The 14,172-nt window shown below is 71.0% G+C and carries 10 protein-coding genes; 7 read left to right on the top strand and 3 right to left on the bottom strand.

Annotation, left to right across the window (positions count from 1 at the left end; genetic code table 11):
- Positions 1-271 precede the first annotated feature (271 nt).
- From ACRYCC_RS07250 to ACRYCC_RS07235, 4 genes are all read left to right on the top strand, one after another.
- A complete protein-coding gene (locus ACRYCC_RS07250; protein ID WP_433809798.1) occupies positions 272-1,603 on the top strand; it encodes an MFS transporter in 1,332 nt (443 codons plus the stop codon).
- Positions 1,604-1,836: 233 nt separating this feature from the next.
- Complete coding sequence (locus ACRYCC_RS07245; RefSeq protein WP_433809797.1) at positions 1,837-2,541, top strand: hypothetical protein; 705 nt, start codon at positions 1,837-1,839, stop codon at positions 2,539-2,541.
- A 363-nt stretch (positions 2,542-2,904) separates the two neighbouring features.
- Complete coding sequence (locus tag ACRYCC_RS07240) at positions 2,905-4,557, top strand: bifunctional metallophosphatase/5'-nucleotidase (RefSeq protein WP_433809796.1); 1,653 nt, start codon at positions 2,905-2,907, stop codon at positions 4,555-4,557.
- A gap of 214 nt (positions 4,558-4,771) precedes the next feature.
- On the top strand, positions 4,772-6,652 hold the full coding sequence (locus ACRYCC_RS07235) for a sialidase family protein (RefSeq protein ID WP_433809795.1): 1,881 nt from the start codon (positions 4,772-4,774) through the stop codon (positions 6,650-6,652).
- A gap of 91 nt (positions 6,653-6,743) precedes the next feature.
- Here ACRYCC_RS07235 and ACRYCC_RS07230 read toward each other — a convergent pair whose 3' ends face one another.
- On the bottom strand, positions 6,744-7,400 hold the full coding sequence (locus ACRYCC_RS07230; protein ID WP_433809794.1) for a response regulator: 657 nt from the start codon (positions 7,398-7,400) through the stop codon (positions 6,744-6,746).
- Positions 7,397-8,548, bottom strand: coding sequence for a sensor histidine kinase (locus ACRYCC_RS07225; RefSeq protein WP_433809793.1), 1,152 nt, complete (start codon positions 8,546-8,548; stop codon positions 7,397-7,399). Before ACRYCC_RS07225 ends, ACRYCC_RS07230 begins: the two co-directional genes overlap by 4 nt.
- 178 nt (positions 8,549-8,726) lie before the next feature.
- Between ACRYCC_RS07225 and ACRYCC_RS07220 the strand changes: the two genes are divergently transcribed.
- Positions 8,727-9,911 carry a glycosyltransferase 87 family protein gene (locus ACRYCC_RS07220; protein ID WP_433809792.1) on the top strand — a complete coding sequence of 395 codons (1,185 nt, stop codon included), beginning with the start codon at positions 8,727-8,729 and terminating at the stop codon, positions 9,909-9,911.
- Between the two features lie 30 nt (positions 9,912-9,941).
- Here ACRYCC_RS07220 and ACRYCC_RS07215 read toward each other — a convergent pair whose 3' ends face one another.
- Positions 9,942-10,925 carry a M56 family metallopeptidase gene (locus ACRYCC_RS07215; protein ID WP_433809791.1) on the bottom strand — a complete coding sequence of 328 codons (984 nt, stop codon included), beginning with the start codon at positions 10,923-10,925 and terminating at the stop codon, positions 9,942-9,944.
- A gap of 297 nt (positions 10,926-11,222) precedes the next feature.
- On the opposite strand from ACRYCC_RS07215, the gene ACRYCC_RS07210 reads away from it, so the two are divergent.
- Together ACRYCC_RS07210 and alaS are read left to right on the top strand one after the other, a co-directional pair.
- Positions 11,223-11,354: a hypothetical protein gene (locus tag ACRYCC_RS07210; protein ID WP_433809790.1), complete on the top strand. Its 132-nt coding sequence runs from the start codon at positions 11,223-11,225 to the stop codon at positions 11,352-11,354.
- Positions 11,341-14,001, top strand: a complete 2,661-nt coding sequence (gene alaS, locus ACRYCC_RS07205; RefSeq protein ID WP_433809789.1) for an alanine--tRNA ligase — start codon at positions 11,341-11,343, stop codon at positions 13,999-14,001. Before ACRYCC_RS07210 ends, alaS begins: the two co-directional genes overlap by 14 nt.
- Positions 14,002-14,172: the final 171 nt, after the last annotated feature.

The following is a 14,172-nucleotide window of genomic DNA, read 5'->3' as shown; positions in this document are numbered from 1 at the left end:
CTGACGGGTGGAATCTGGGCGCATTCCCGTTACTGGCCAGATCCGGCCGTTTCGATCTTCAATAACCGGTTATCCCGCCTTGGGGAGGCCAATTATCCGGGCCCTATGACATATCCCGGACATAAGCTGAAATATATCGATAAGCGCCATTCGTTCCGAGGGAACGGCGTCATTGATACCGGCCATCGGCTCCGGCGGCGGGCCGTAAAGACTTTCCCCGGAGGACGGTTCCGGGCGCGAAAGCCCAGGCACAGGGGGTACGAGAGGTGACGTGACCGTCGCCGACCCGTCGATGTTGCGGCGTACGATCGCGGCCACCGCGCTCGGCAACATGATGGAATGGTTCGACTTCGGCATCTTCAGCTACATGGCCGTGACCCTGGGAGAGGTCTTCTTCCCTACCGCCGACAGTTCGGTACAACTGCTCTCGACATTCGCCACGTTCTCCGCCGCGTTCCTGGTCCGGCCACTCGGCGGATTCTTCTTCGGCCCGCTCGGCGACCGCATCGGGCGCAAACGGGTGCTGGCCACGACCATCATCATGATGGCGGCCGGGACCTTCTGCATCGGGCTCGTTCCCGACTACCACACCATCGGGATATGGGCGCCGGTGCTGCTGCTCGTCGCCCGGCTCGTGCAGGGCTTCTCCACCGGCGGCGAGTACGGCTCGGCCATGACGTTCGTCGCCGAGCACGCCCCTGACCGGCGCCGCGGGCACCTGACCAGCTGGCTGGAGTTCGGCACCCTGGCCGGCATCGTCCTCGGCGCCCTGCTCGTCACCGCGCTGACCGCGGCGCTGTCCCACCGGGACCTGATCTCCTGGGGCTGGCGCATCCCGTTCCTGATCACCGGGCCGCTCGGGCTCACGGGCCTCTACCTGCGGCTCAAGGTGACCGAGACCCCGGCGTTCGAGCAACTGGGCCCCCGGGCCGTCCGCGAGACCGGCGTACGGGCGGAGTTCCGGCGCATCTTCGTCGAGCAGCGGCGGTCACTGCTGGTGTGCATCGGCCTGGTACTGGTCTGGAACGTGGGCAGCTACATGCTCCCGGCCTACCTGCCGAGTTTCCTGGCCGCCGATGTCGGGATGCCCGCCACCACCGCCCTGATGGTCGTAGTGGCCGTCCTGACGATCCTCATCGTGCTCATCACGTTCGTCGGGCGGCTCTCCGACCGGGTCGGGCGCAGGCCGGTCCTCATGGCCGGCTGCCTGCTGCTCGTCTTCGGGGCCGTGCCCGCGTTCCTGCTCATCCGCACCGGCACCGTCCACTGGGTCTTCCTGGGCTGCCTGCTGGTCGGGCTGATGCTGCTCTGCTTCGAGGCCACCGGCCCGGCCACCCTTCCGGCGCTGTTCCCCACCGAGATCCGCGCCGGGGCGCTGTCGGTGGCGTTCAACCTCGGCGTCTCGCTGTTCGGCGGCACCACACCGCTCATCACCCAGGCCCTGGTGCACGGCACCGGCAACCTCCTGGTGCCCGGGTTCTACCTGGCCGGCGCGGGGCTCATCGGTGTCCTGACGGTGCTGTTCACCCCGGAGACCGCGGGCCGGCCTCTCCCCGGTCCGGCCGCGATGGCAGCGGACCCCCGGGAGGCCGCCGGCCCGTGACCGGCGGACGTCCTCCGCGACGGCCGGCCCGGCCGGCCGGCCCGTGACCACGCGCCGGCCGTGGCCACGGTCTCGGCGTCGATCCGGCCGCGCCGCGCCGACAGGGCGCGCACAGTTGTGTTTCTGCGGATATGTCACGAGTTGGCGCCCGGTGAGCACACGTTCGGGCGGTGTAAAGACGATCGACCCATCGGCCAAGTACCGGGTGACCGCCGCCCACCGAAAGGAGTGGCATGGCAGTGCTACCCGAGGTCCCCGATGCCGGCCTGGTCGAGCAGTCGCTGACCGAACCCGAAGGGTTCGCGCTCGTCTACGACCGGTATTTCACCGCGGGATCCCCCACCCGGATGATGACGGCGGCCTGCGCCGGTCAGCCGCCGCGCAGGTCGCCCGGTGGCCCGCCCGTCCTCCGCAGGCCGCCGTGCATCCAGGCCACGACCCGCCCGGGGCCGCGCGAGGTGCAGCGGATGGCCGGCGGTCTGGCCGCCTTCATGCTGCCTCCCGCCGGGCTGGACGTCACCAAGCTCTCGGCCGATCCGGTCCGCCTGAAGCAGCAGCTTCTCGCCTGGACCCGCGCCGGCGGGCTGGCCGGACCAGTGGAGGGAGAGTCCGCCCAGCTCTGGGCGGCGACCGGCACGGTGCTCTTCGAGCCCGGCGGACCGGTCACACCGCAGGTACGGGCGGCCTGCTACCGGGTCCTCGCCGACCTGCCCGACGTCACGTCGCTGGGTGAGGTCTCGGATCAGAACGGGCGGAGGGGCCAGGCGATCACCCGGACCGGCAAGCCCTCCGAAGGCGTCTCCGGGACGAGCAGATACATCATCGACCGGCGCAGCGGCCTGCCACTGGCGCACGAGCAGTTCGACGCCGGGCGCCTCACGACCTCCGTCATGCTGACGCACGCCGACTTCACCGACATCGCGCCCACCCCCACGTAGCCCCCACGTGGCTCCACCTGGCCCGGCACCCGGCGCAAGACCGGGGAGTGCCAACGATCGGGTGCCGGGATCAGAACATCTCACCGGTACGAATCCGGGCGTACGGACTTTATCCTGGCAGCTCGTCCAGCCCCCGGAAGGAATGCGTTCGCCATGGAGAGTCCAGGGAGCCGGTCCGGTCCAGTGCCTCGGTGGTGTTCCTGCCGGGTTCCGGATGAGGCCGAGGAGAGTCCGGGAGTCAGCCGACGGCAGGTCCTCGGCGGGCTGACCGCCACAAGTGCGCTCGCTCTCGCGGGCTGGCCGCGCGCGGCCGAGGCGGCGACGACCGCCAAGAGTGCCGGCCGGTCGGTGACCATCACCATCATGGGCACGTCCGACATCCACAGCCACGCGGTCGACTGGGACTACTACAAGGACGCCCAGTACAGCGACAGCGCCGGGAACGTGGTCGGCCTGGCGCGGGTGTCGAGCCTGGTGAACCAGATCCGGGCGGACCGCGGGCGGGAGCGCACGCTGCTGTTCGACGCGGGAGACACCATCCAGGGCACCCCGCTGGGCTTCTACTACGCCACGGTGAAGCCGATCACCACCACCGGCCAGATCCATCCGATCGCGCGGCAGATGAACGCCATGGGCTTCGACGCCGTGGCACTGGGCAACCACGAGTTCAACTACGGCCTCCCGCTGCTGGACAAGTGGATCAGTCAGATGGACGCTCCGGCGCTGGCCGCCAACGCCGTCCACGCGGGCACGAACCGGCCCGCGTACCGGCCGTACATCATCAAGAGGATGCACGTGCCGGGCCATCCGCCGATCAGGGTCGGGCTGCTCGGCCTGACCAACCCGGGCGTCGCCATCTGGGACAAGGCCAACGTCTCCGGCAAGCTGGACTTCCTCGACCTGGTCGAGACCGCCAAGAAGTGGGTCCCGCTCATCCGGGCCCAGGGCGTCGACGTCATGGTCGTCAGCGCGCACGCGGGTGACAGCGGCCTTTCGTCCTACACCGGCGACATCCCGGTGGAGAACGCCTCGGCCATGCTGGCCCAGCAGGTCCCCGGGATCGACGCCATCCTCTTCGGCCACGCCCACAACGACGTCCCCGAGCGGTTCGTCACCAACGAGGTCACCGGCAGGACGGTGGTGATGAGCGAGCCGAAGTGCTGGGGCGAGAGGCTGTCGGTCTTCGACCTCACCCTGACCCAGGACCGTGGCCGCTGGAAGGTCACCGCCAAGTCGGCCACGACGGTGAACACCAACACGGTGCAGGAGGACCCGAAGCTCGTCGCGCTGGTGAAGAAGCAGCACGACGAGGTGGTCGCGTACGTCAACCAGGACGTGGCCACCTCCACCGAGGCGATGTCCGCGGCGGAGTCCTGCTGGAAGGACACCGCGATCCTCGACTACATCCACCTGGTGCAGACCGCGAAGGTCAAGGAGGCCATCGCCGGCACCGCCAACGCGTCCCTGCCGGTGCTGTCGATCGCCTCGCCGTTCAGCCGCAGCGCCACCTTCCCGGCCGGCGCGGTCACGATCAAGGACATCGCCGGGCTCTACATCTACGACAACACGCTGCTGGGCAGCATCCTGACCGGCTCCCAGATCAAGGCGTACCTGGAGTACTCGGCGCAGTACTTCAAGCAGGTCGCCGCGGGCGCCCCGGTCGAGCCGGGATCGTGGACCAACGCCGCCAACCGTCCCGACTACAACTACGACCAGTTCTCCGGCGTCACCTACGACATCGACATCGCCCAGGCCGAGGGCGCCCGGATCCGCAACCTCGCCTACGACGGCACGGCGGTCGCCGACGACCAGCGGTTCGTGGTCGCGGTCAACAACTACCGCCAGTCCGGTGGTGGCGGCTTCCCGCACATCGCCGCCGCTCCGGTCGTCTACAACGCCCAGGTCGCGATCCGGGAGGCGATCGTCGCGTACGCCTCCGCGGCCGGGACCATCGACCCCTCGACCTTCCACGTGGAGAACTGGAGGCTGGTCCGCGACGGCGTACCGGTCTTCTGAGCCGATCGGGTCGGCGGCCCGAAGCGAGCCGAGGGCATGCCCAACGTCCGCTCGTACTACACACCTGTCAATGTAGGTCGCGGACCTTACCGAGCGCGGTGTCCGCCTCCGGTCACTGGGCCTTGTCCACTTGCTGAGACGGATCTACCTTCCGCACGGGCGTTGTTCCGGGCGCCCGCATGGCAGGCAAGCGTGCCTGCCCAGGGAGGTTCGCATGCGTACACGTCGTGCACTGAACGTCGCCGTGACGGGAGCACTGCTGCTGGGAGGACTCAGCCTCGCCGCACCCGGCGCGAGCGCGCACGCCTTCGGATACGAAGACCTGACGCCGATCCAGAAGCGGCACGCGTCCGGTGCCCTCACCGAGGCGCTCGGGCCGCGTCCGGCACCCCGCGCAATCAGCAAGGCGCAGCGGGCGTCCGCGGCGTCCTGCGACGGACGGCGTGCCGGCAACGTGAAGGTCAACCAGAACTGCCTGAACATCACCGACGAGCCGCTGGCCGGCCGGGGCCAGGCGCAGAACGAGACGTGGGTGGCGGTGAACCCCGGTAACACCCGCCAGGTGATCGCCACCTACAACGACTACCGCCGGGGCGACGGCACGTGCGGTGTCTCCTACTCCGGCGACGGCGGCCGCAGCTGGGCCGACACCACCACCCCGAACGGATTCGTGTCCGGGACCGCCTTCGGCGGCAAACCGCGCCAGTACTTCCAGGCCAGCGGGGACACCTCGGTGGCCTGGGACACCCGCGGCAACGCCTACCTGTCGTGCCAGCAGTTCAAGCGCGGCAGCGCGGTCTCCCCCGACGCGGACCAGTCCAGCGGCTTCTACGTCTACCGCTCGACCCGCTCGGGTGGCGCCTCGTTCAACTTCCCGGGCCGGCCGGTCGCCGAGCACGACGACACGGCCGGAACCGGTGCCTTCCTCCTCGACAAGCAGCTGATGACCGTCGACGGTCACGTGAACAGCCCGTACCGCGACCGGGTCTACGTCACCTGGACCACCTTCGCCGAGGACGGCACCGGCTACATCTACGGCGCCTACTCCAGCGACTACGGCGAGCACTTCAGCGCGCCCGTCCTGATCAGCTCGGACTCCGCCCTCTGCGCTCAGACCTACGGCGTCCCCACCCCGCGCGGCCGGTGCAACAACAACCAGTTCTCCCAGCCGGTCACCGCCGCCGACGGCACCCTCTACGTCGCCTGGGCCAACTACAACACCGCGCAGACGGGTTCGGACAACCACTTCCAGATCCTCCTCGCGCACTCCTCCGACGGCGGGGCGACGTTCTCCGCGCCGGTCAAGGCCACCGACTACTACGACCTTCCCGACTGCGACACCTATCAGGGCGCGGGCAAGAACCCGGGGCGTGACTGCGTTCCGGAGAAGAGTGCGAGCACGAACTCGATCTTCCGGGCCACCAACTACCCCAACGTCATGGTCGACCCGGCCGACCCCAAGCGCGTCATCGTCACGACCGGCTCGTACATCAGCCGTGACTCCAACGAGAACAGCGGCTGCACCCCGGCCGGCCTCACCTCTGGTCTCGGCAGTCTCTACAGCGGCGTCAAGAGCGGCGGCTGCAACAACAGCATCGTGCTGACGGCGTCCACCAACGGCGGGAACAGCTTCACCGGTACCGCCACCAACGTGCGGACGCTGCCGGTCATCGGTGCCGGCACCCGCCAGGCGGGCACCGACCAGTTCTGGCAGGGCACCGTCTTCAGCCCCAAGGGCACACTCGTCACCACCTATTACGACCGTCAGTACGGCTCGGACGAATCCACCGGCTTCTCCGACATCACGCTGACCACGTCCAAGGACCTGACCCACTTCACCAGCACCCGGGTCACCTCCTCCAGCATGCCGCCGCCCACCCAGTTCAACGGCCAGTTCTACGGCGACTACATCATGGTCGACGCCACCGCCTCCACCGCCTACCCGGTCTGGGCCGACACCCGGGCCACCGCGCTGTTCCTTTGCCCCGGCACCGGCACCAGTGGCAATCCCCCGGAGCTCTGCCGGGCCCCGGCGGCCAATGCCGCCACCGCCAACGACGAGGACATCTACGCCGCGGCCGTACCCATCCACTGATCCGGACCGCTGATCCGGACCGCAAGATGATCGCGGGATTCGCGGAGGCAGAACCGTGCGCGAGTCCCGCGATCGTTCACCCGGCAGGTCGTCACGGGGGTGGTGTCACCAGGCCCATCTCGTAGGCGATGATGACGAGGTGGACGCGGTCGCGGGCGTCGAGCTTGGTGAACAGGCGGGCCACGTGCGCCTTGGCGGTGGCCACGCTGATGAACAGCTTGGCGGCGATCTCGCCGTTGGACATGCCGCTTCCGACGAGCGTGAGCACCTCGCGTTCCCGGTCGGTGATGCCATCGGCCGTCCGCCGCCTCGGGGCGGCCTGGGGCCGGTCCGCGAAGTGCTGGATCAGGCGGCGTGTGACGCTCGGCGCGATCAGGGCGTCCCCGGCGGCGACCACGCGGATCCCCGCGAGGATGTCGTCCAGGGTCATGTCCTTGACCAGGAAGCCGCTGGCACCGGCACGGAGCGCGGCGTAGACGTAGTCGTCGTCGTCGAACGTGGTGAGGACGACGACCCGCGACGTCCCGGAACCAGCGGTGATCATCCGGGTGGCCTCGATGCCGTCCATCCCGGGCATGCGGATGTCCATCACCACCACGTCGGGCCGGGCGTCCCGGACGAGCCGTACCGCCTCGGCACCGGTCCCGGCCTCGCCCACGATCTCGAGGTCGGGGGTGTCGGCGACGAGCACGCGCAGGCCGGCACGGATCAGGGGCTGGTCGTCGGCGAGCACGACGCGGACCGTCATCGGGCTCCCGCGGGCACCGGCAGCCGCGCCGCCACCCGGAAGCCGCCTTCGGGACGCGGCCCGGCGGAGAGGTCGCCGTTCAGCAGGCCGACCCGCTCGCGCATGCCGACGAGGCCGTATCCGGTACCCCCGGCGATGCCGCCGTGCCCGTCGTCGACGACCTCGATGGACAGTTCCCGCTCCTGGCAGTCGATGGACACCCGGCAGGTGCCGGTGCTCGCGTGGCGCACCACGTTGGTGACCGCCTCCTGGATGATGCGGAACGCCGACAGGTCGATGTCGGCGGGCAGCGGCCGCCGCTGCCCCAGCCACCGCACGTCCACATGGACACCGGCGGCCATCGTCGCCTCGGCCAGGGCGTCGAGGTCGGCCAGGCCCGGCGCCGGATCGAGCGGCGCCGCCTCCCCCGGGGAGTCCGGGGCGCCCCGGCGGAGGGCGACCAGCATCCGCCGCAGCCCCGACAGCGTCTCCCTGCTGGTGGCCTCGATGGCGTCGAGTGCGTTGCGGGCCTCGGCCGGTTGCGTGTCGATGACCCGGCTGCCCATCCCGGCCTGGATGGCGATGATGCCGATGCTGTGCGCGACCATGTCGTGCAGCTCGCGGGCGATCCGGAGCCGTTCGGCGGTGACCGCCTGGGCCGTGGCCCGGGCCCGCAGCTCCTCGGCGTGGACCTGGCCCTGACGCCTTGAATTGCCGATCAGCCAGGCGATGACGACCGTGGACGCGGCGGCCAGTTCCGTCGCGTCGCCCGCATATCCCCGCACGACGATGAAATAGGCGGCCACCACGCCGAGCGTCAGCACGGCGGCGGCGACCGAGACGCGACGCGGGCGGGTGGCCGCGATGAAGTAGACGGCGATGTTCACCACCAGGAACTGCAGCAGCATGACCTCGAAGGCGTACATGGCCAGCGTCTCCGCGACCGACCCGGCGAGCAGCACGGCGAGCGCCGTCAGCGGTCTGCGGCGCAGCAACGGTGCGGCCACCCCCACGACGACCGCCATGGCCAGCAGCGGCCCGATGGGGATCTGCAGCGGCCCGCTCGGCGGCCGCAGGAACACGTACGCGGTGATCCCGCACCAGATGAGGGCCATCCACGCCCCCGGTGACATGCGCCTGAGCAGCGGGGGACGTGGCGTGTCGGACATGCGCCGATCGTAACCGCGGATCCCGGCCAGGGCATTGGCCCGCGGGCGTACGCCCGTGGGCGTACATCCGTGGCCATCGGCGCTTCCGGCGAATGCAGCCGACGGCCCGATGCCCCGCGGGCATGCCCCGCGACACCGTTGGCCGCTCCACCGGAACCCCTATCGACGGAGCGGTGTTGTGAAACGTTGGATCGCGCCCGCCCTATACGGTGCGCTGGCAGTCGAACTCGTACTCGTCATCGGGTTCGCCGCCTGCTACAACGCGCTGGACTTCCACATCTACACATTGGGCGGGCGTGCCGTGACAAACGACACGCATTTGTACGTGGACCGCCTCGCCGCCCACTGGTTCACCAACACGCCTTTCGCGGCCGTCCTGTTCATTCCCCTCGCCGCGATACCGCTCACCCTCGCCCGGGTCCTGTGGGAACCGGCCTCGGTCGCGGCGTTCGCATGGGCGTGCTGGACCGCGTTGAAGCTGGCCGGGTACCGGGCATCGAGGACCGTGATGGTCGCCGCCGTGGCCTTGGGGCTGCTGCTGGAACCCGTATGGCATTCGCTGTTCCTGGGCCAGATCAATCTGTTCCTGCTCGCCCTCGTGCTCACCGACGTCTCGCGTCTCTCGCGCGGCCGTTCCGCGGGGATCGGCATCGGCGTGGCGGCCGCGGTCAAGCTGACCCCGGCGATCTTCATCATCCTGCTCCTGGTCACCAGGCGGACCAGGGCCGCTGTGACGGCGGGCGCGACCTTCGTCCTCTGCGGGCTCCTCGCGTATCTCATCGCTCCGGGTGCCTCCCGGCTCTACTGGCTGGACCTCTTCCACGACACCACCCGGGTGGGCGCCCCCTACATCAGTAACCAGTCCCCCTACGGGGCGATCCTCCGGATCTCCGGCGGGGTGACCCACCTCAGCGCCTGGTATCTCCTGGTGCCGCTCACGATCGGGATCGCGGGGCTGATGGTGGCGGCCGTACTGGCCCGAGGCGGCGACTGGCTGGGCGCGGCGGCGGTGACCGGCACGACCGGCCTGCTGGTCTCGCCGATCTCCTGGACGCATCACTGGGTATGGATCATGCCGGTGCTCGTCGTGCTCGTGCGCAACGGGACCGGCCGGAGGGTCCCCGCCCTGTGCGGGTACCTGCTCTTCCTCCTGGCCCCGATGTGGTGGACACCCCGGTCCGGCGGGCCACGCGAATACGGATTTCACGGCTGGCTGACGCTCGCCGCCAACGCCTACCTGGTGGCCGGGCTGGTCTTCCTGGCGTACATGGCGTGCGTGGCCGGCCGCCTGCTCCGCACCGGGAACGAACGCGCACTCGCCGGACCGGTTCTCGCCGACGCTGAGAAGGTCGGGACGGGTTAGCCGCTCTCCGCCCCGAACGCGCACATGTGGTCAGCGCTGTACCGGTGCCGAGGCGGGCCGGGCCTGGGCGTGTTCGATGAGTTCGTGCAGGTCGGCCGCGCCGTCCTGCACGGCCAGCACGGACAGCGCGACCAGCACGACGGTGACGGTGACGAGCCCCGGGCGCCCGTGCGGCGGAGGTGCCAGCAGTGCCGCCACCCGGCGTGGCAGCGGCCCCGGCCGCCCGGCGCGCGGCCAGGGTCCCGCCGGCCGGCGTCCGGTGGTACCGATGCCGAGGGCGGCGTGATGGGCGAGGCGGGGACGGTCGTTGTGGGCCAGGGCCGCCTTGCCGATCGCGCGCGCCGTCTGCACGCGGTCGTCGACGGTCGCCGCGGCGCGTTCGTCCGCCCACCGCTCGGTGGTGTACGCGACGGCGCCGCGCAACGGCCAGAGCATGGGGTTGGCGGCGGTGACGATCCCGGTCAGGGCCCGGAACAGATGGTGGCGCCCGGTGAGGTGGGCGCGTTCGTGGGCGAGCAGGGCACGGCGTTCGGCCGCGGTGAGGATCGACAGCATGCCGGTGGAGACGACGACGCGTCCCGGGCGGCCCGGCAGCGCGAACGCCTCGGCCGCCGGGTCGTCGACCACGGCCACGAGGTCGTCGCCCGGCAGTGCCCGGGTGGTGCGCGCGGCCGCCAGCAGCCCGCGCACCTGGCGCAACGCCGCGTACCCGGCCGCCGCCAGGCTCGCGACCAGCATCGCACCGGCCACCGTCCCCACCGCGGGGCCGGTCTGGACGTCGTGACGCAGCACGCGCTGCGACAGGTGCCCGAGCGCGGCGATCGCCGGCAACCGGAGTGCGCCGCCCAGCGCCAGGACGGCGAGCGTGGCGATGCCGGCCACGGCCATGACCACCGCCGTCGCGGTGAGCAGCCAGGTGGCCGTACGCGGCGGAAGCCGTTCGGACAGCGGCCGGGCGGCGCAGGCCGCCACGAGCGGCAGCGCGAGGCCGAGGTAGCCGTCCAGGTCCATCATTCGTCGGTCAGATGGCCTGAGAGCCGCTCGTCGCCTGCCATCCGGGGTCTCCCATTTCAGATCTACCGGCCGGTAAAGAGACAGTCTGCCATGCCGGGGGCGGCTTGCCGGGCGGCGGGACGGGAGGTGGCCGGCCGGGGCGAACAGGTGGGCCCGCTCACCGGAGGTCGCCGGACGCCGCCCGTTATCCCGGCGAAATCCGGGTGGCCGGCGAGCTACCCTGACCGTGTTCACTGCCGTCGGCCGTCTGCGGTTGCCAGGGCCCGGCGTCCATTCAGACGAGGAACGACACGGAACATGGCCTTTCACGAGGTGGGGCGGCGAGCTATCCGCGCCGAGCTGGGGAACGAGCAGTCGTTCTCGGCCCGGCTCGGCGGCGTGCGCCGATCTCCCATCGACCTCGTGAGGCCTTTCCATGCGCTCGACTGACATCCGTTCGACCTTCACCGGCTTCTTCACCGCCCGCGACCACCATGTCGTGCCGTCCAGCCCGCTCATCCCCTCCGATCCGACGCTGCTGCTGACGAACGCGGGCATGAACCAGTTCAAGCCCTACTTCCTCGGCGAGAGCGTCCCCGAGCACAGGCGGGCGACCAGCGTGCAGAAGTGCGCGCGGACCTCCGACCTGGAGAACGTGGGCCGGACGGCCCGGCACGGGACGTTCTTCGAAATGCTCGGCAGCTTCTCCTTCGGTGACTATTTCAAGGCGGAGGCGATCGCCTGGGCCTGGGAACTGCTCACCGACGGCTTCCAGCTCGACCCGGAGCGACTGTGGATCACCGTCCATGAGGCCGACGACGAGGCCGAGCTCCTGTGGCGGCGCGTCGGGGTGCCCGCCGCACGAATCCAGCGGCTCGGGATGGCCGACAACTACTGGTCCATGGGGGTCCCCGGACCGTGCGGGCCCTCGTCGGAACTCCACTACGATCGGGGGCCGTCCTTCGGCCGCGCGGGCGGTCCCGCCGCCGACGGCGAACGGTACGTCGAGCTGTGGAACCTGGTGTTCATGCAGAACCGGCGCGGCGAGGGCACCGGGAAAGCCGACTTCCCGATCCTCGGTGAGCTGCCCGCCAGGAACATCGACACCGGCCTCGGCCTGGACCGGCTGGCGGCGATCCTGCAGGGCGTCGAGACCGTCTGCGAGACCGACCTGCTCTCCCCCACGTTCCGCCTCGTACAGGAACTCGCGGGACGCGGGTACCCCGGCCGCGACGGCAGCGAGGCGTCGGTGTCGTTCCAGGTCGCCGCCGAACACGCCCGCTCGGCGGCGTTCCTCATCGCCGACGGGGTGCTGCCCGCGCGGGACGGGCGCGGGTACGTCCTGCGGCGGCTGATGCGCCGGGCCATCCGCCACGCGCGGCTGCTCGGCATCGACCAGCCGGTCCTGCCCGCCCTGACCGCTAGCGTCATCGACAACCTCGGACCGGCGTGGCCTGAGCTGGAGCAGCACCGCTCTCTGGTGGAGCAGGTGGTCACCGCCGAGGAGCAGAGCTTCGATCGCACACTGCGGCAGGGCTCCAAGCTGCTCGACGGCGCGATCGGCCGGGCCCGCGCCACGGGTGCGTCCAGGCTGCCCGGGCGGACGGCCTTCGAACTGCACGACACCTATGGGTTCCCGGTCGACCTGACCATCGACGCCGCACGTTCCGCCGGGCTCACCGTCGACGAGGACGCCTTCGCCGCGCTCCTGGAGAGCCGGCGTCGCCAGGCCACGGAGGACGGCCGCGGCAAGAAGGGCATCGCGGTCGCCCGGCAGGACGCCTACCGGCAGGTCGCAGCCCTGCACGGGCTCACCGACTTCGTCGGCTACGACACCACCACCGCCGAGACCCGCCTCGTCGCGCTCCTCGACGACGGCGAACTCGTCGAGGCCGCGGCAGAAGGGGACGAGCTGGAGGTGATCCTTGACCGCAGCCCCTTCTACGCCGAGGCGGGCGGCCAGGTCGGCGACACCGGCACCCTGACAACCGGCGATGGCGCCGTGCTGCGCGTCCTCGACACCCGGCCCGGCCTGGACGGCCTGCACGTCCACGCCGCCCGCGTCATCAGCGGCGAGATCCGTACCGGCCAGGACACCGAGGCGGTCGTGGACGCCGACCGGCGGGCGGCCATCGCCCGCTCCCACTCGGCCACCCACGTGCTGCACGCCATGCTCCGCCGTGTGCTCGGCGACCACGCCGCCCAGCAGGGTTCGCGGGTGGAACCGGGCCGGCTGCGGTTCGACTTCGCCCACTTCACCGCCGTCGGCCCCGCTCAGCTGAGCACCGTGCAGACCCTGGTGAACGAGCACCTGCTCGACGACCCGGAGGTCCGCGTGTGGCGGGCCGGCCGGGCCGAGGCCGAGGCCGCCGGGGCGACCGCCCTGTTCGGCGAGAGGTACGGCGACCAGGTCCGTATCGTCGACATCGGCGACTTCTCCCGCGAGCTGTGCGGCGGGACCCACGTCGGCCACGGCTCCCAGGCCGGACCCGTGCACATCGTCGGCGAGTCCTCCGTCGGCGCCAGCCTGCGCCGGATCGAGGCCCTCACCGGCGGCGACGCGCTCCGCCACCATGACCACGGGCAGGCTCTGCTCGCAGAGCTCGCCGGCCTCCTGGGCGTCCGCCCCGACCAGGCACCCGGCCGGCTCAGGCGGCGCCTGGACGAGCTCGCCGAGGCCCAGCGGCACCTCGACCGGCTGCGCACGGCCGAACTCGCCACCATGGCCGACCGGCTGGCCGGCCGTGCGCAGCCGGTCGACGGCGGCTGGCTGATCACCGAGCTCCTGCACGGAGTCAGCGGCGAGGAGCTGCGCCCGCTCGCCGCCGACGTGGCTCAACGGCGTCCCGATGAGCCAGGAGTGGTCGTCCTGGGCACCGAGGTGGGCGGCAAGGCGATGCTCGTCGCCGCCCTCAACCCGGCGCTGGCCGGCACGGGGCTACAGGCTCGCGACACCCTGGCCGCCGCGGCCCGCGCGGTCGGCGGCGGCGCGGGCGGCAAGGGAGCCCTCGCCCAGGCGGGCGGCCGCGATCCCGGGGGACTGACCGAAGCGCTGAGGCTGGCCGCCGACACCGTACGGGACCTGCTCGGAGGTTGACCCATGACCTCCGTCAGCCCTCAGTCCCTGTGCAAGCTCCGGGCCTGGTGCATGCCCCAGGCCCGGTGGATCAGGCCCGCCGGAGCCTGACCCGTATTCCCCGGCATTTGCCCTGACCACCACTGCGCGGCCGCTGCGCGGCCCGCCGACCAGGTGACCCGAGGCCGCGTA

This window comes from Actinomadura scrupuli, from assembly GCF_050971785.1.
GTDB classification, from domain to species: domain Bacteria; phylum Actinomycetota; class Actinomycetes; order Streptosporangiales; family Streptosporangiaceae; genus Actinomadura_E; species Actinomadura_E scrupuli.
This window is presented reverse-complemented; position numbering and strand designations above follow the sequence as displayed.